The organism is Vulcanisaeta sp. JCM 16159, from assembly GCF_001316265.1.
GTDB lineage: Archaea > Thermoproteota > Thermoprotei > Thermoproteales > Thermocladiaceae > Vulcanisaeta.
The window spans coordinates 81,581-96,672 of record NZ_BBDN01000008.1; the positions used below are offsets into that span (position 1 = coordinate 81,581).

The 15,092-nt window shown below is 46.6% G+C and carries 20 protein-coding genes, 1 tRNA gene and 6 pseudogenes; 16 read left to right on the top strand and 11 right to left on the bottom strand.

Annotated elements, in window-relative coordinates; translation table 11 throughout:
* Nucleotides 1-155: 155 nt before the first annotated feature.
* Nucleotides 156-587: an MOFRL family protein gene (locus tag JCM16159_RS16530; protein WP_243666495.1), complete on the top strand. Its 432-nt coding sequence runs from the start codon at nucleotides 156-158 to the stop codon at nucleotides 585-587.
* On the opposite strand, the pseudogene JCM16159_RS08825 reads toward JCM16159_RS16530, so the two are convergent.
* A pseudogene (locus JCM16159_RS08825) lies at nucleotides 584-1,629 on the bottom strand (Clp1/GlmU family protein). The gene JCM16159_RS16530 and the pseudogene JCM16159_RS08825 overlap by 4 nt on opposite strands.
* Before the next feature lie 155 nt (nucleotides 1,630-1,784).
* Between JCM16159_RS08825 and JCM16159_RS08830 the strand changes: the two are divergent.
* Together JCM16159_RS08830 and JCM16159_RS08835 are read left to right on the top strand one after the other, a co-directional pair.
* Nucleotides 1,785-2,507, top strand: coding sequence for a GNAT family N-acetyltransferase (locus tag JCM16159_RS08830; RefSeq protein ID WP_054857620.1), 723 nt, complete (start codon nucleotides 1,785-1,787; stop codon nucleotides 2,505-2,507).
* 25 nt (nucleotides 2,508-2,532) lie between these two features.
* Nucleotides 2,533-2,609 (top strand) — tRNA-Ala (locus JCM16159_RS08835).
* Nucleotides 2,610-2,629: 20 nt separating this feature from the next.
* Here the strand turns inward: JCM16159_RS08835 and JCM16159_RS08840 are convergent.
* A pseudogene (locus JCM16159_RS08840) lies at nucleotides 2,630-3,105 on the bottom strand (PaREP1 family protein).
* A gap of 134 nt (nucleotides 3,106-3,239) precedes the next feature.
* On the opposite strand from JCM16159_RS08840, the gene JCM16159_RS08845 reads away from it, so the two are divergent.
* The 8 genes from JCM16159_RS08845 (at nucleotide 3,240) to JCM16159_RS19180 (ending at nucleotide 6,961) form a co-directional block, all read left to right on the top strand.
* Nucleotides 3,240-3,542 carry a hypothetical protein gene (locus tag JCM16159_RS08845; protein WP_243666461.1) on the top strand — a complete coding sequence of 101 codons (303 nt, stop codon included), beginning with the start codon at nucleotides 3,240-3,242 and terminating at the stop codon, nucleotides 3,540-3,542.
* 34 nt (nucleotides 3,543-3,576) lie between these two features.
* Entirely contained in the window at nucleotides 3,577-3,852 is a 276-nt protein-coding gene (locus JCM16159_RS08850) for a hypothetical protein (protein WP_054857578.1), read from the top strand.
* A gap of 161 nt (nucleotides 3,853-4,013) precedes the next feature.
* Nucleotides 4,014-4,490, top strand: coding sequence for a hypothetical protein (locus JCM16159_RS08855; protein WP_054857579.1), 477 nt, complete (start codon nucleotides 4,014-4,016; stop codon nucleotides 4,488-4,490).
* A 277-nt stretch (nucleotides 4,491-4,767) separates the two neighbouring features.
* The gene (locus tag JCM16159_RS16535; protein ID WP_243666462.1) at nucleotides 4,768-4,941 is read left to right on the top strand and encodes a hypothetical protein; all 174 of its coding nucleotides are present in this window, start codon (nucleotides 4,768-4,770) and stop codon (nucleotides 4,939-4,941) included.
* 146 nt (nucleotides 4,942-5,087) lie between these two features.
* A complete protein-coding gene (locus JCM16159_RS08860; RefSeq protein ID WP_243666463.1) occupies nucleotides 5,088-5,339 on the top strand; it encodes a hypothetical protein in 252 nt (83 codons plus the stop codon).
* A gap of 32 nt (nucleotides 5,340-5,371) precedes the next feature.
* A complete protein-coding gene (locus JCM16159_RS16540) occupies nucleotides 5,372-5,536 on the top strand; it encodes a hypothetical protein (RefSeq protein ID WP_243666464.1) in 165 nt (54 codons plus the stop codon).
* Nucleotides 5,527-6,873: an amidohydrolase gene (locus tag JCM16159_RS08865; RefSeq protein WP_367834417.1), complete on the top strand. Its 1,347-nt coding sequence runs from the start codon at nucleotides 5,527-5,529 to the stop codon at nucleotides 6,871-6,873. Before JCM16159_RS16540 ends, JCM16159_RS08865 begins: the two co-directional genes overlap by 10 nt.
* Nucleotides 6,824-6,961 carry an amidohydrolase family protein gene (locus tag JCM16159_RS19180; protein ID WP_367834418.1) on the top strand — a complete coding sequence of 46 codons (138 nt, stop codon included), beginning with the start codon at nucleotides 6,824-6,826 and terminating at the stop codon, nucleotides 6,959-6,961. The genes JCM16159_RS08865 and JCM16159_RS19180 overlap by 50 nt, the downstream gene beginning before the upstream one ends.
* Before the next feature lie 5 nt (nucleotides 6,962-6,966).
* Here JCM16159_RS19180 and JCM16159_RS19185 read toward each other — a convergent pair whose 3' ends face one another.
* Together JCM16159_RS19185 and JCM16159_RS19190 are read right to left on the bottom strand one after the other, a co-directional pair.
* On the bottom strand, nucleotides 6,967-7,572 hold the full coding sequence (locus JCM16159_RS19185) for an NAD(P)/FAD-dependent oxidoreductase (RefSeq protein WP_367834419.1): 606 nt from the start codon (nucleotides 7,570-7,572) through the stop codon (nucleotides 6,967-6,969).
* A gap of 5 nt (nucleotides 7,573-7,577) precedes the next feature.
* A pseudogene (locus tag JCM16159_RS19190) lies at nucleotides 7,578-8,089 on the bottom strand (NAD(P)/FAD-dependent oxidoreductase); the annotation flags it as partial.
* Between the two features lie 80 nt (nucleotides 8,090-8,169).
* Here JCM16159_RS19190 and JCM16159_RS19195 point away from each other — a divergent pair.
* Nucleotides 8,170-9,945 (top strand): annotated as a pseudogene (locus JCM16159_RS19195) (molybdopterin-dependent oxidoreductase).
* A gap of 147 nt (nucleotides 9,946-10,092) precedes the next feature.
* The gene (locus JCM16159_RS08880) at nucleotides 10,093-10,491 is read left to right on the top strand and encodes a hypothetical protein (RefSeq protein ID WP_054857580.1); all 399 of its coding nucleotides are present in this window, start codon (nucleotides 10,093-10,095) and stop codon (nucleotides 10,489-10,491) included.
* Nucleotide 10,492: 1 nt separating this feature from the next.
* Here the strand turns inward: JCM16159_RS08880 and amrS are convergent.
* A pseudogene (gene amrS / locus JCM16159_RS08885) lies at nucleotides 10,493-11,630 on the bottom strand (AmmeMemoRadiSam system radical SAM enzyme).
* Between the two features lie 123 nt (nucleotides 11,631-11,753).
* Between amrS and JCM16159_RS08890 the strand changes: the two are divergent.
* Entirely contained in the window at nucleotides 11,754-12,161 is a 408-nt protein-coding gene (locus JCM16159_RS08890; RefSeq protein ID WP_054857581.1) for a 30S ribosomal protein S26e, read from the top strand.
* 64 nt (nucleotides 12,162-12,225) lie between these two features.
* Nucleotides 12,226-12,630 (top strand): FHA domain-containing protein, encoded by a 405-nt coding sequence (locus tag JCM16159_RS08895; RefSeq protein ID WP_054857582.1) that lies wholly within the window; start codon nucleotides 12,226-12,228, stop codon nucleotides 12,628-12,630.
* A gap of 9 nt (nucleotides 12,631-12,639) precedes the next feature.
* Here JCM16159_RS08895 and JCM16159_RS08900 read toward each other — a convergent pair whose 3' ends face one another.
* From JCM16159_RS08900 to JCM16159_RS16565, 5 genes are read right to left on the bottom strand one after another with little or no spacing between them, the layout of a single operon-like run.
* Complete coding sequence (locus JCM16159_RS08900; RefSeq protein WP_243666469.1) at nucleotides 12,640-12,828, bottom strand: hypothetical protein; 189 nt, start codon at nucleotides 12,826-12,828, stop codon at nucleotides 12,640-12,642.
* A 5-nt stretch (nucleotides 12,829-12,833) separates the two neighbouring features.
* On the bottom strand, nucleotides 12,834-13,331 hold the full coding sequence (locus tag JCM16159_RS08905) for a protein kinase (RefSeq protein ID WP_243666470.1): 498 nt from the start codon (nucleotides 13,329-13,331) through the stop codon (nucleotides 12,834-12,836).
* On the bottom strand, nucleotides 13,304-13,714 hold the full coding sequence (locus tag JCM16159_RS08910; RefSeq protein WP_054857585.1) for a hypothetical protein: 411 nt from the start codon (nucleotides 13,712-13,714) through the stop codon (nucleotides 13,304-13,306). The genes JCM16159_RS08905 and JCM16159_RS08910 overlap by 28 nt, the downstream gene beginning before the upstream one ends.
* On the bottom strand, nucleotides 13,711-14,106 hold the full coding sequence (locus tag JCM16159_RS08915; RefSeq protein ID WP_054857586.1) for a hypothetical protein: 396 nt from the start codon (nucleotides 14,104-14,106) through the stop codon (nucleotides 13,711-13,713). Before JCM16159_RS08915 ends, JCM16159_RS08910 begins: the two co-directional genes overlap by 4 nt.
* Before the next feature lie 5 nt (nucleotides 14,107-14,111).
* Nucleotides 14,112-14,285: a hypothetical protein gene (locus tag JCM16159_RS16565; RefSeq protein ID WP_243666471.1), complete on the bottom strand. Its 174-nt coding sequence runs from the start codon at nucleotides 14,283-14,285 to the stop codon at nucleotides 14,112-14,114.
* A gap of 48 nt (nucleotides 14,286-14,333) precedes the next feature.
* On the opposite strand from JCM16159_RS16565, the pseudogene JCM16159_RS08920 reads away from it, so the two are divergent.
* A pseudogene (locus tag JCM16159_RS08920) lies at nucleotides 14,334-14,608 on the top strand (acylphosphatase).
* Here JCM16159_RS08920 and JCM16159_RS08925 read toward each other — a convergent pair.
* On the bottom strand, nucleotides 14,583-14,978 hold the full coding sequence (locus JCM16159_RS08925) for an NUDIX hydrolase (protein ID WP_367834420.1): 396 nt from the start codon (nucleotides 14,976-14,978) through the stop codon (nucleotides 14,583-14,585). The pseudogene JCM16159_RS08920 and the gene JCM16159_RS08925 overlap by 26 nt on opposite strands.
* Between the last annotated feature and the right edge of the window lie 114 nt (nucleotides 14,979-15,092).

Below are 15,092 nucleotides of genomic sequence, written 5' to 3' on the forward strand. Positions count from 1 at the left end.
TTCTTGAGCAGGGTTTGAAGGGCATGGTTGAGGAGACGCCTAAGGAGTTGGTTAATACGTGGAATTACGTTATTGCGAGTAATATGGACGTGCTCACGGACTTAGCGAATTATGCCAAGTCGCTTGGTATGGAGTCCCTAATACTCACGTCCAGGATGGATGGGGAGGCCAGGGAGGTTGGTAGGTACTTGGCGAGTATAGCCCTAGAGGCCAGGTTTAGGGGTGTCCCAATTCGGCGCGGTTTGATCCTATCTGGTGGTGAGCCGACAGTTACGGTAGTGGGTAATGGTAGAGGTGGTAGGACAACGGAAATGTGCATGGGCTTCGCATTGTCGGTGAGGGGCGTTGATGGGGTCTCCATGATTTCCATGGCGACTGACGGAATTGACGGAAACATGGATGCGGCGGGCTGTGTCACTGATGGTCACCTAATTGATGAGGCCATTAAGTTAGGTATTGACCCAGTGAATGAGTTACGTAATAATAATACCGCGGTCGTATTCGAAAGGACGAACACCATAATACGTACTGGGTGGACGGGCAGTAACCTAAACATCGTCACCGCAATCTACGTCTCAGGCTATTAAAGTAGTGGAAATGGTTCAATCTCCTCAAGCTTCTCCGGGTCAACACGTAGCCTACCCATGACTGCCTCCTCAAAATAATCAGTGGTGACAAGGGCATTGGCTATACCCTCCTTAAGGTTAAATTCCTTAACCACGCCAAAACCTGCCAGGAAGCCCCTACGCATTAAGCCAATGAATATATTGCTAAATAGCCTAGAAGGCACCTTAACCACGCCACCATGCCTAGTGACTTCAGCCACATTATCGATTACGTAATGACCACAATTATTAATCACACACTCAATCGCCGAGTTTCCAATGAGCTTGTCCAACCCTATATTGACACTAATTAACTCACCACTTAAGTACCTACGTAAGGCCTGATTCCTCAGAAATCTCCTCTCGTCAGGAGTCCTAGGCCTCACGTACTTTGACCTAGAGATATTAATCACCTTAACGCCTGATCGCAGGTGTAAGTTAATGCCTATGGACACGACGTAGTCCGCACCGACGGCATCAACCACGTTTCTAATCAACTCAATACCTCCATCCCCAACCCAGCCAGGCATGTCGATTAGCACGAGGCCAGGAGTCCTACTAAAGGCCTCCCTGACCATTGCACTAACCCCACTGATAAACCTACCAACGCATTGCATGGGCTGTTACAACCAATAAAGAACCCGCTCATCATGTGCAGATCTTCGAGTGTCGGTGTTGGTAATCCAACACAGGAAAGCCCAATGACACCTGGAGGCCCTATTGATGACTGACCAACATCAGCGTCCACGACGCACGTACTTAAGCCCTTGGCTACGTGCCTATTCAATAGGTACGTTGTTAACGTGGTCTTACCAGAATCAATGTCACCGATTATTAAGGCGATACCCTCGAGGTTAATTCCATCCCAATCGCTTGGTATCGTATTACCATCAACATACCTAACAGAGCCACCATTAACGGATAACGTGCATGAACCCCTGGCAAATATGGGTAGCGCCCTAAATCTCTCGACATTCAATGAACCACTTACGGGACAACCTAGCACCTCACATTGCCCGCTCATCACCGTTACCGTGGCAGGGCCCTCCACGATCAAAGTACCATCACTAAAACTCAGTGTTAATGAGCCCACGGGAAGCAACACATACACATGTTTAAGTGCTTTATTGCGAGGGCAATGGGAAAGGTAAAAATAGAAGTTCGGTATTTACGGCTGTAATGAATGAATTAACGATAAGAAAGGCAATACCTAGTGACGTGGGGCAAGTAGTGAAATTCACGAGGAATACGTTTCAATGGGGTGATTACGTACCTAGGGCAATCAATGAGTGGATTAGCGAGGGCACGGCATACGTGGCGGTCATTAAGGATAGGGTAGTTGGCGTGATTAACATGGTATTAATCAGGGAAATGAGTACTGCATGGCTGGAGGGAATTCGAGTACACCCTAATTACAGGAGGATGGGTATTGGTAAGGCATTAACTGAGTACGTACTCGGCGAGGCCGTGAGAAGCGGTATCAAGTATGCAATGTTAATGATCGCTGACTGGAATGAACCAAGCCAACGCCTGGCAAGGTCCCTGGGATTCCACGAAGTAATGACTCTATTCACGGGCATAGCAAGGCCGAGCCAGGTAGGCACAGTCCGTGGAGAAGCGATGCGGGAAGTAATTAGAAATGCGTTAAGGAGAACCAATGGTTATTTCTGCACGACAAAGAGGCATTGGATGTGTACGAGAGCCACCGAGGATTTCGTAATGACTATGATAGACGAAGTGTACATTGGCAGGGGTATAGGCCTTGGTGAATTCTCCGTGGGGCCACCAACAACGCCCACCAAAACCGAGGTATTAGCTACGGAGAATGGCGATTTCGAGAATTACTACGGCAGGTTCATAGTCTACGAGAAAGAACTAAGCCAAGCACAGGCAAAAGCTTAAATTTCTTGGTTCTCGGCTTTTCCTTGGGCCGGTAGTCTAGCCTGGAAGGATGCCCGCCTTGCACGCGGGAGATCCCGGGTTCAAATCCCGGCCGGTCCACCACGCCATCACATCCTCGGTCCTTACGAGATAACCTTCCTAGCCTCCCTAACCATCTCCTCTATCTTCGTCATACTCACCTTCACGTACTCAATCGTGTACTTTCTCTCATGGAATCCCCATACGTGTAGGTCGTATGCGGCGTTCCAGCCATCAAGTACCCAATAACCGAGTTCTTTCGCCAGGGTCTTACTGGCCATGCCGAGTAGGTACGTGTGCCACCTACCCTCCCTCATGAACTCCTGGTACTCGGGCGTTCTATACTTCTCGGCCAACGCCTTAACGCACTCCTCAGCAGCCTTGTAGAGCTTCTCACTGGCTTGAACAGCATCACCTTTACCAACGTATTCCCTGGCCTCACTCAAGTATTTCTCGGCAATGCTATTCTTTCCCTCATACTTTCCTCAGGATCCCTCATGCTTAAAGCATCAAGCAGTAACTCAGTAACATCGACTCCCTTATCCATCAATTTCCTAATCAACTCCTCAACGCTAATCATCAAATAAATCATATCGCCACCCAATATATAAATTCTCCATCATGTATGAATGGGTCATCCCTCGGCCTCTCGATTCACCTCTTAAGAACACCCGAGTAAAAAAAATCCTAGTGGGAATAATGGGAGTGATGGTTATGGCTTGGGTCAAAGTCGTAACACTCGTAATGCTCACCCTGGCCCTTTCATTAATAGTAATCGTACTGGTAAGCCTAGGGCAGCAACCCACGCTTTATAGGTCCTGGACCTACTCGCCGGTTAAGGGTGTTACTGAGGATTACGCCATCTATAGGGTTGGGGCCAACGGAATTAATTACTCAAGGGTGGTAATAAGTATTGAATCCGTAGGCGGCTCACCGCTGAGTAATGCCTCGGTCACCGTATTCGCCCTAACGCCCTACCACATAATCCCCGTTGGGTTATTCGAGGCTCCAGAGTAATCATACCCATGGACTCCCCTGGCATTGCTACGCAGTGGGTAGGTGGGTCTCCTGGATGTTGAGGAGCACCTGGCACTCGCTACAGCCTGGGTTGTACACGGCATTGCTGGTCTTTGTTACGTACCAAACACCGCGTGGGGTCTACATCAAGGCATTCACGGTACCGTACGCACCTGCATCGTTATACATCGGCAATGAGTCCTACTTAATAACAGTCAATGTTGAGATAAACACATCAGCGCCACCCAACATACCCATGAATCGACTAAGGCTGTTGGGCCGGCAATTAGAGGGCCTACGCTCGTATTAACGAATAACACGGACCAACCCGGCCAATTATACGACTGCATAGGACAAGCGCCATATTACGCACCCGGCACTACATTAACAGCCAGTGGATTTTTAGCTCTGACAAACTGCACGGGTTATAACGGGACAATACCACTGCTATGGGTCTCATGGAGTCAAAGTGTGGTTAGCGCATTAAGTGGAGGTACTGTTAATCTGGGACTTAATATACAATCATCATCCTCAGAACCATTCTCCCTATACGCTGAGGAGTTAGAGACAAGCAGTGGGCAGGTAATAGCCTACGCGGTTGGTTCCACATATAGCTCATCATCGTTTTATTTATATGTACCAGGTACGTCTCCTGGCGAGTTTGGAGTCAATATTAAGGGACCTGGCATTTACTATATAGGCGCGCCTGGCGCTTATGGTATGGCCCAATACCAATACTGGTATTGCGTTGACTATGATGCAACTGCCGCAGAATGCCTTGAATATGCACCTACGAATCAGTATTTCTATTATGTCATAGGGCTTAATATGCAGGGACAAGCCGTAACAGGTCTTGATACCGGTAACGGCCCAGTATCAGCCATATTTCAGTTCCTAAGTTACTACGGCTTGAGCTACCAACGCCTGTATATTCAGGGTGTACGATAAATAATCAAGGTAATTACGACTTCTACTTCCCCAACGGTACTTTAGAAGTTAATGTTCCATTAGAGGCGGAATACATAGCCAATGTATTTAATGTACCAATACTTGAAGTCATATCTACGTTAGCCTCCGCCGTTGAGGGTGGCGTGGTTGTCGAGACCATAGTTGAGACAGGCGGATTACCGACATAGGCTCAGTGGCTCATTAATGTTCTTTCAAGTATGGGCCAGATGACTAATTTACAGCAGTCCGGAACAACAGCCCCCGAATATTACTATGTATGGCCCAACCAAGCCAGATCGGTCAGTACGTCTATTATAATGTCGTTCCCGGCATTAGCTATGTGAATTATAACGGCCAAACCTATGCGGTCCCAACGCCTGGTGTTGAGCTCAATGAGACCTGGGCCGGTGGTCAATTAGCCCAGGGGTGTCCGCCAACGTACCTTGGTTAATACTGCTGATGATTATGTAAATTTATAAAATTATAATGCCCGTTAATTCCTAGTGGGCAGTGTTTCCCTGAGTGATATATGGACGTTGTATCACGGTTTATGAATACAGCGTATTAGTTAAGTTATGTACCTCAACTACGGTGTTATTGATTGTCCTATCCCTCCTTTTGATAGCATTTAACTTCTTAATTAGCATTATAGTCATTGCGATCATTCTCTCATTCTCGGAGTTATACCATAGGGAGTTGAGGGTTGATAGGATCGTCATGGTTAGGCACGGCAGATACTACATGGTTAACTTCATATGTGGTAATGAGATTATTAGGGCTCGGGCTAACTTGACTACGGCCTCGAAGATAGCATCGCTGGTTAAGGTGCCCGTTGACTTTCACCAGTAACGCTTACATAGGCGCTTTAATAACTCTAGGCAATGGTTAATGGTTTTGTCTTGTTTAATGGGTTGGTTTATCCATCATTCAAGCCTCTGGTTAGGGCTGAGGCCATGGTCGTTATTGGTGATAGGGTTGCCTATGTCGGTGATGAAACAAGGGCTTTGAGGATTGCGGATGCCTCGGGCTTGAGGAAGTGGACTTAAAGGGCCGTGTTGTGATGCCGGGATTTATCGATGCCCATGCGCACTTGGACTCGATAGGCATTAACCTGGCGACGCTGGATTTAAGGGGTATTGATAGTATTGAGGAGTTGAAGAGTAGGCTTAGGGAGTATGTGAAGAGTGTTAAGACCAGGTGGGTGATGGGTAGGGGTTGGGATCAGGAATTGTTTAGGGAGAGGCGTTGGCCTAGTAGGCTCGACATCGATGAGGTGGTCAGCGATAGACCCGTCATGTTAGTTAGGGTCTGTGGCCACGCCGCCGTGCTTAACACAAGGGCTATGGAGTTAACCGGTCTCTTAAATGCGGTGGATAGGGATGTGATTAGGGATGAGAGGGGTAATGCCACGGGCGTAATTATTGAGCAGGCGTTGAATAAGGTTGAGGAGTTGGTGAGGGACTCGTACACACTTGATGATTATAGGGAGTTCATGATGAACTCCATGAAATACGCAGCATCGCTTGGTGTCACTACCGTGGGCTTCGTATCCGTAGACCTAAAAAGCCTACAATCACTGATAATGATTGAGAGGGAACTCGGTAATTTACCGGTTAGGGTTAGGGCTTACCTAAATCCATTCGACCATGGGATTGACATCATCGAGTCACTGAGGCAGCTCGTTAAGCTTGTTGGTCTAGGCTTCGGCTCTCAGTACCTGAGGATTAATGGTATTAAGGTTATCGCCGACGGTTCGCTTGGAGCTAGGACCGCCTGGTTGTCGAGACCGTACAACGATGATCCAGGTAATTCCGGCAGGCCGAATTACAGTTTTGACGAGTTGATGAGTATTGCTAGGAGGAGTAGTGAGGCTGGTCTTCAACTTGCTATTCATGGTATTGGGGATAGGATGGTTGAGGTAATACTCGATATTTACGGTAAGCTAGGCGATGCCCAAGTACTTAGGCACAGGATTAAACACGTCTCAGTCCTCAGGGAGGACCTAGTGAGGAGGATTAGGGAGCTTGGTATCGTATTGGCTGTTCAGCCTCACTTCGTAATTAGTGATTGGTGGGTTATGGATAGGGTTGGTGCTGATAGGGCTAGGTACGTGTACCCATTCAAGACGTTGATTGATAATGGCGTAATGCTCGGCTTCAGCACGGACGCACCAGTCGAGCCACTAAACCCATGGGAGACGGTGTATGCGGCGGTTACCAGGGGTTGCTATGAGGGTATAGAGCTGTGTAAGTACACGGAGAATGAGAGGGTAGGCGTGGCAGACGCACTTCATTACTACACATACGGCTCTGCATATCTACTCCGTGAGGAGAATGGCTTGGAAGCTCGAGCCAGGTTACCCCGCCGACTTCATAATAATTGATAAAGACCCACTAGGCATAAGCGATAAGGAGCTAAGAAACATAAAGATATTAGAAACATACGTGGGAGGACAAAGAGTGTATCCATAGCCTCATTAAAATGCAGCCCTCTCCTGCACAGTTCCCTGTATTAACCTTCCCTCCTTAAACCTGCTCAGTCTTAATATGTCTTTGAATGTCCTCACTTTCCCATACTTTATTAATTCCGTGACCATTAGGGCGAAGGCCGGCGCCAACTTAAAGCCATGACCACTCAAGCCAACAACCACTATTAAGTCCTTAACCGGCTCATCAATTATAGGCATCCAGTCAGGGGTGACGTCGTATAAACCCCTCCAGCCACCCAGGTACTTGGCGTTTATGAACCACGGCATTCTCTTGGCGGCATTCTCCATCACGTTAACGGCATAATCAAACTCAGGTTCAGCCAATGGATTGAAGTTGTCCGGGTCAGGCCAGGCATCCTCTGGTGGGTACAGTAGGCCCATTAAACCGTAGCGAGAGCCCTCGGGCCTTATGTAGAAGTTGTTCACGTAATCAAACACGTTAGGCAGTGACCTGCCTATTTCGACCCTAATCACCCTCTCAATGATGTTCTTGATCGGCAGGTTTAGTTGCGGTAGTAGTTTTTGAGTCCAAACGTTGGTTGCAATAATGTAGTGATTAGTCCTCACAACCTCACCACTATTAATGAGCCTCACGCCAGCTACCTCATTACCCTTAAATTCGACTTGGGCTCATCAATCACAAACTCAACACCCAACTCCCTAGCCCTATTCATTACGGTGTTTGTGTATAGGCCCGTATCAACATAGCCGGCATCCTCCTCGTAAACGCCAACCTCACCCCACGTAGTGCTGGCGTTAAGTGCTTCACGTACCTCATCACCACTTAATAATCGAACATTAGCGCCAATACTACGTAGCATATCAAAGGTTCTCCTCATGCCGGTCTCATCATTACTAATAACCAGGAGGCCCGTCTTCGTAAATACGTTAACGCCAAATTCCCTCTCAAAGTTCATGAAAAAGCTATGACTGTAATGCGACATTCGAGCCACATCCTCATTGGCGTAATAACTCCTAATGAGCCTAGGGAATAAGCCGTCATTCCCTGGGCAACCCCACGCTTATCAATCACCAAAACCCTAAAGCCCTCCTTAGCGAGGTAATACGCCGTCGTCGCTCCCGTGGAACCTGCACCAATCACAGCAACATCGAATGCCTTATTCATGGCTAATCCTCACTTAGCGCTGGGAATCAGTTTATAATTAGTACGTGACTGATCACATGATTAATATGGTAATTGCATGCACGAGGGATTGCTACGACACATGCATATTTGACGAGAACTACAAGCCACTTAATATATTCCCAATTAACGGCCTCACATGTGCTAGGGGTAGGGCCGACCTAATCAGGAATGAGAGGAATAGGGTTACTTCAGCCTATATAGACGGTAAGGAGGTTAGTATCGATGATGCCATTAAATACGTGGCAAAATTACTCAGAGAGGCCATAAAGAGGAATCCAGCAAGGATACTACGTACAGACTACGATGGAAATCAGGGATTACTCACGTGGTATTTTCCAGACAGGTTATTTAATGTGATTGGGGCTTCACAGACTGATAGGTCGATATGCTCCGCTGAGGGTCATGCAGCCATTAAGGCGCATTACGGCACTAGTATGGGCGCTTTGCCGGAGGATTTCATTAAATACAAAGCTGCCGTGTTCTGGGCGTTCCCAGCTAGTGTGTCAGCGCCGCACATATGGGCCTTATTTATTAAGAAGTTTAAGGTGGCTATTGATGTTAGGCTTAGCGACACGGCCAGGAAGTCGGATAAGGCGGTTATAGTTAGACCTGGCACTGACGTGTTTCTAGCCATAGGCATTATTAAGGTGCTGATTGAGGAGGGCCTTGTCGAGGGTAAGGTCAGGCACTTCGAGGAGTTGGCAGACTACGTTGGGAGGTTTTCGCTTGATTACTTGTCAAGGGTTAGTGGTGTGTCTGTTGATGGCATTAGGTGGCTTGCTGAGTTTTACCATGATTATAAGCCATTAACACTGATTGGCTTTGCTCTCGGTCGTTCCTTAAATGGTGGTGATGCCATAGGCATGATCTCGCTGATCCCAGCCCTGGTCGGTCTTGAGAGGGGTTATTACTACTCGAACTCCCTGGGTTGGGGAATAGACTTTGATTACCTTAGGGGTCTTCACATGGCTAGGTCATCCAGGGTTATACATGGCTGACTTTGGGGATTATATTGAGCGGGGTGAGGTTGATCTTGTGTATGTCTGGAATGAGAACCCCGTGGTTACCCTACCAGGTGGTGACAAGCTGATTGAGGCTGCCCGCGAGGGTAGGGTTACCTTAATTGTTCATGACCCGTATTGGTCTGAAACGGCTAAGCTTGCTAATGTCGTTATCCCAGCGCCGACATTTCTCGAGAAGTATGACGTGATTTATAGTTATTGGCATGATTACCTGGTTTACAACGAACCAATTAAATCCCCTAAGGGTATAACGGAGGTTGACTTAATACGTAGGTTAGCTAAGGAGCTTGAGGTCTCTCATCCACTGCTCCTTGAGGATCCCTGGGAAGCCGTGGATAAGGCCATAAGGCTACTGGCGCTACTTTAGAGGAGCTTAGGGAGAGGAAAATCGTTAAGGTAAAGCCGAGGTATTTACCCGCAAACGAGCCCGATGCACTCCCATTGCCTAATCCCGTAGAGCCTAGCGAATTAAGTAACAATGAGGTTCACCTAGTCTTTACCTCGCACCCGCTTTACACTAATACGCAATTCCGCGAGGTTTACGGTGATTTGGAGCCCGTGGTTTATACCCATGATTATGAGGGTATTGTTATCCTAGAGAATGAGTTTGGCAACATCAGGGTTAGGGCCGTTAAGGACAGTAATGTGCCTCCTGGTGTGGCGTTAATTTATAAAAGTAGCCTTATTGACCTTGATGGCAAGCCTATAAACGCAATCACGGGTCGTGTTAAGGGCAAATACGCAGGTACGCCACTGCTTAATGGTGTTAAGGTTAGGGTTAGGGTCGTGGATAAATAACGTATATTTTTATCAACTTATTATTGGTCATTTAAGTTATTTGTACATTATTTGTGGTAATCATTAAGTCATCATTACGGTATTTTCCCGTATTGAATTATTATTTTTATAGACATATTTTTAAGCAATGTCCATTAATGAGATGAAATGGTCGTAGAGTTGGCTAAGGGATACACCAGGAATTTGAGGAGATTTTTAAGGAAGTTAAACATAATAGTGGGTAGATGTTTTGATGAATTCGAGTTTACCTCATTGTTGAGGAGCATCAATACTAAGTATGATGAATATTGGTTGTTAGGGTGGAAGGAACATAAAGTGAGTGATAACTCATCATCTTTTGTATTAACACTTATTGATAAGGATGATAGGGAATACGTGATTAGAATCTACGTTAGTATTGGTACCATAAACATGGTACTCCCTGCGAATCAATTGCACCTAACTGACGAGACTACGGGCATAACAATGCTGGTTAATGGAAACACCATTAATATATCAGGCAGGGTCCTCTGCATCACTAATATTAGAATTAAAGCGATGAATTAGTTCATCCCTGGGTCTTAACGTGCATCCTCCTTCTGGCTTCTTCAATCTGTTCCCTGGTTATCCTAACGTACTTAGACAATAATTCAATGGGTACGTAGCAAACCTATCACTTAACCTCCAGGTTGGCCACACCTTACCGTCAATGTTTATTTTGGCGCCACAGAACTTACACTTGCCATCCTCCGTTAAGTTAACCTCCAATATGTCGAAGCCCCTCCTCCTAATAACAACCCTACCACAGTTCGGGCAGTAGGTGTTTTCGAGTTTATGCCCTGGAACATTACCAATGTAAACATACTTAAGCCCCTCCTCCTTAGCCACTTGGGCGTGCTTCTCAAGGGTTTCTATTGGCGTTGGTGGTAGGTAATCAACCTTATAATCAGGGTGAAACCTAAGGAAATGCATAGGCGTCTCGGGCCCCAGGTTATCCACTACCCACCTAGCCAGCTTACGGGCGTACTCAAGGTTATCGCCTATTTCCGGGACCACGAGGTCGGTAACCTCGATGAATATTCCCTTCTTCTTCATCTCAAGGAGTGCCTGGAATATTGGCTCTGGGTCTGGGACTAATGAGAACTTCCTTAGGAACTTGGGCTCGGCATTACCCTTAAAGTCCACGGTAGCCGCATCGAGGAACTTAGATATGTAGTCAATAGCCTCGTCAGTCATATACCCGTTAGTAACGAATGTGTTGAATAACCCCCTCTTTCTAGCTAGGATTCCAACGTCATACGCAAATTCTGCAAATATCGATGGTTCATTATACGTATATGTGATTCCCTGGGTTCCGTAAGTCTCAGCCAGTTCAACAATCTTCTCCGGGGTTACCTCGAACCCCTCGAGGACTCTCCTCTGGCTTATGTCGAAGTTCTGGCAGTATTGGCATGCCCAGCTGCAGCCGTACGTTGAGAAGGACAAGACCATGGAGCCTGGATTGAAGTGATAAAGTGGCTTCTTCTCGATTGGATCCACGCTATTGCCGAGATCTTGCCATAAACCATTAGGTAAAGCTTGCCACCTAAATTCCACCTAACACCGCAAAATCCATATTGCCCATCAGAAAGCCTACACCTCCTTGCGCATGCTGTGCACTCGACCCTACCGTCCGGCAACGCCTTGTATAGTGTCGCCTCCTTCATTAAGCCCCTATGTAATCATTAATTCATGATTAAAAACCTTATGAGGCAAGCAAGTTTCCTTAATCAGTACGTGGTTACGGAGGGGGTATGTTTTTTTAAGCGCCTAATGCAATGGACCAAGATATGCCGAAGAAGAGGAAAAATCGAGGAAGACACAAGGGGGATAAGGGCAAGGAACCAATGGTTTATTGCGACAATTGCGGTAAGCTAGTGCCTAGGTCCAAGGCCGTTAGGGTTACTGTACCATACTCACCAGTGCCTGGTGACTTGGCTAGGGAGCTTGAGAAGCAGGGCGCCATCGTCCCTAGGTACTACGTAACCAAGACCTACTGCATAAATTGTGCCATTTACCTGGGGATACTAAAGGTTAGGTCTGAGGATGAGAGGAAGAAGAAGGCTGCGTTATCTAGGGCGCCAATACGCAGGGAATCAGTAACAGCACCATCAGCCAGCAAGTCCGCGCAAACGCAGACTCAAACTTCGGCTCCATCGACTACGCAGGGCATGCAGGGGTCAACGACTAAATCCTAAGGTTAAATGAATGATCGAATGATAGTAACTCTTATAAGGTGTTTCGAGTTCATGTTAATGCGTAATGGAGCATACCGAAGAGACTAGGAGGATGGAGTTACCGAATACAGAAACGATGCGAAGAAGCCCTAGTAAGCTTGAGTTAACGTTTATTGAGAGCCCCAGGGACTTCATGAAGGACTTTAAGGTCGTCTTTGACCTATCAATAATTAGGGAGATAACCCTTGGTAGGAGTCCTGAGAATATGGTGATAATACCGGATCCAACGGTATCGAGGAAACACGCGGTAATAACCATGGTTGGAAATGAATTGTTAATTAAGGACTTAAATAGTACAAATGGCACGTACGTACTTGATGGTGACACATTTAAGAAGGTGAGTGAGTATAGGTTTAGTGGTGATGTTGTCATTAGGCTTGGCTATTACACAGTAATTAAGTTATCGATAATAACCGAGGAAAAGCAATGACTAGGCAATCTATGCGTTATTTAGGTATTTCTTAAGAACGGCCAATACCTCACCTGTGCTTGAGGGTCTTAACGATGGGTTTAACTCAAGGCCTCTCATCACTAACATGACTATTTCAGGCGGTATGTCAGGCCTATAATTATTGAGCGGAGGTACTACTGCCTGGCCACTACTTAATCTATGCATGTGCGGGTTCATACCAGTCAGCATTTCATAAAAAAAATGCAGGAAAGTGAGTAAATGTCTGACCTAACATCAGCAACGCCCTTACTAACCTCGGGGGCTGCGTAGGCTATTGAGAATTGCGATACGTAGGACTTACCACCAACCATTATCTTAGCCGCGCCCAAGTCGCCGATCTTCACGATCCTTCTCTCCCTATCCTTAAACAATATGTTCTCAGGCTTAAGGTCTAGGTGTATTATATTCGCCTTATGGAGCTCGGACAACGCAAGCGTTATCGAGTACGCCAGCCTCAAGAACTCATTGAGTTCTAGTGGTCCCTTCTCCCTCATTAAATCCCTCAGTGATCCTCCCTCCATGAACTCCATAACCACGTAAGGCGGCTCGCTCAAGTAATCCTCCAGTGACTTGTACGGAAGCTTCTCGTCAGGTGGTATGTGAACCTCAAACACCCTAACAATGTGTGGGCTTTCAATGAGTAGGTACTCGCTCATCTCCTTCTTGAATGACGAGAGCACCTTGGGTCGTTAGCTAACGGATTACCTCGGGAGTCCCGGTCCTTAAGAACTTTGATGGCGTAAACCCTACCCAACTCGTCCCTGCCCCTAAGCACGTAGCTGAAACCGCCCGTGGCAACCACATCATCAACTAGGTACTTACCGCCCAACCAGGCGCCTAACCACGATATTGGTGGTCTTAACCCCTTAACAAACCTTAACCTGGTTGGTCTCAAGTACATTATTGTGAAGATAAGTACTAAGGCAGTGACACCCAACCAATAAATCCTAATTGTTGGGTAAACGCCATAAACAAGTGTCAGTATTAATAGGGTTGCAGAGATATAGCCCGGGAGTCTTCTCATCATTGGTGTTGCCGACACTATAGATGGTACCAGTGTCATATACACGTAGGTTGATTAAATACGAAGAGAAATACTGCCGCCGGTACTATCAATAATACGCCTAAGTATGTTATTACCCTATCAATCAAATCCTCTGGGAAGTCAATCCTATACATTATGATCGAGTTTCTAATTGTGATTACTAATGAGGACATAAATATGAGGAGCGAATTAACCAGTAAGTAAAGCTCAGGAGGCGCTGGATTAACATAACCCATGTAAAATAGGTATAGGATATACAACAGAGCTAACGTAATAATTGCCCTAAAGTCAGAAACCCTCAATGACAGAACTAGTACAGTGATTCCGACGAATACGGCCAGTGCATCGTAGATATAGGCATTACTAATTATAAACGCCACAGATAATGCAAGGATGACCTCCGAAACCAACGGTACTATAAACCAATTATCCTTAACGGATACTTCCTAAATAACTCATAAAACAACACAAAGAGCGCAACCATGATCAGAACATGCGCGGTATTGATACCAATGAGGAACAATAGACTTATGAAAAGCACAATCCCAGGCAACGCCTTAATCACTTTATTAACGTCGGTAATTAACACGTTAGATACCCTTTAAAGACCCATTTAAAGCGTTATTCGGACCATAAGATGAAGAGAGTCCACATACTTGTTAAAGGCCTAGTCCAGGGAGTTGGCTTCAGGGCATTTGTGAGGAGGAATGCCAAGAGGCTGGGCATTAAGGGCTTTGTCAGGAATCTACCGACGGCTTCACTGTGGAGATAGTGGCGGAGGGCCCGGACGACGCCATCGAGCAGTTGATAAGTATTACCAAGCAGGGGCCACCGGGGGCCGTGGTTGAGGATGTTGAGGTGGAGTATGAGGAGCCCCGGAATGAGTTTAGCGATTTTGAGATACTTTATTAACGTACTTAATTAGGCCGCCGCCACACGGTCTGGGTCCCGAATCCACTAGGTCCATTATCAATTGCCTGGCGGTGTCTGTTAGGTCGAGGTTTAATGCTCCCCTTAAATCAATAAATTTTAATTCCGTGGCATCACTCGATGCCCTAGGTTCACCGCCAATGGGTTCCACTAAATAATCGAGCAGTAAGAAGTGGTACTTAACCCTGCCCTCCTTATCTCGTTCTATGTATTGGTAAACGCCAAAGAGCCCTATTGACCTACCAATAATGCCCGTCTCCTCCCGCAATTCCCTAAGTACGGCACGGTCTGGGTCTTCGCCTGGTTCAACCATGCCGCCTGGTACCGACCACTTACCCCTATTGCTCCGCACCTCTCCTTATTAGGAGGATCTTACCATCCCTAATAACTACGGCGCCAACACCCACCAAGGGGTATCTCGGGTATTCTCTTCCCATCCGGTAACTTAGCATGTGCTAGCTTAATT

Coding starts and splice junctions, on each gene's coding strand:
- JCM16159_RS16530 (WP_243666495.1), top strand. CDS start 156: ATGGATGGGGAGGCCAGGGAGGTTGGTAGGTACTTGGCGAGTATAGCC.
- JCM16159_RS08830 (WP_054857620.1), top strand. CDS start 1,785: ATGAATGAATTAACGATAAGAAAGGCAATACCTAGTGACGTGGGGCAA.
- JCM16159_RS08845 (WP_243666461.1), top strand. CDS start 3,240: ATGGCTTGGGTCAAAGTCGTAACACTCGTAATGCTCACCCTGGCCCTT.
- JCM16159_RS16535 (WP_243666462.1), top strand. CDS start 4,768: ATGGCCCAACCAAGCCAGATCGGTCAGTACGTCTATTATAATGTCGTT.
- JCM16159_RS16540 (WP_243666464.1), top strand. CDS start 5,372: ATGGTTAATGGTTTTGTCTTGTTTAATGGGTTGGTTTATCCATCATTC.
- JCM16159_RS19180 (WP_367834418.1), top strand. CDS start 6,824: ATGGCTTGGAAGCTCGAGCCAGGTTACCCCGCCGACTTCATAATAATT.
- JCM16159_RS08880 (WP_054857580.1), top strand. CDS start 10,093: ATGGTCGTAGAGTTGGCTAAGGGATACACCAGGAATTTGAGGAGATTT.
- JCM16159_RS08890 (WP_054857581.1), top strand. CDS start 11,754: ATGCCGAAGAAGAGGAAAAATCGAGGAAGACACAAGGGGGATAAGGGC.
- JCM16159_RS08895 (WP_054857582.1), top strand. CDS start 12,226: ATGGAGCATACCGAAGAGACTAGGAGGATGGAGTTACCGAATACAGAA.
- JCM16159_RS08900 (WP_243666469.1), bottom strand. CDS start 12,828: ATGAACCCGCACATGCATAGATTAAGTAGTGGCCAGGCAGTAGTACCT.
- JCM16159_RS08910 (WP_054857585.1), bottom strand. CDS start 13,714: ATGACACTGGTACCATCTATAGTGTCGGCAACACCAATGATGAGAAGA.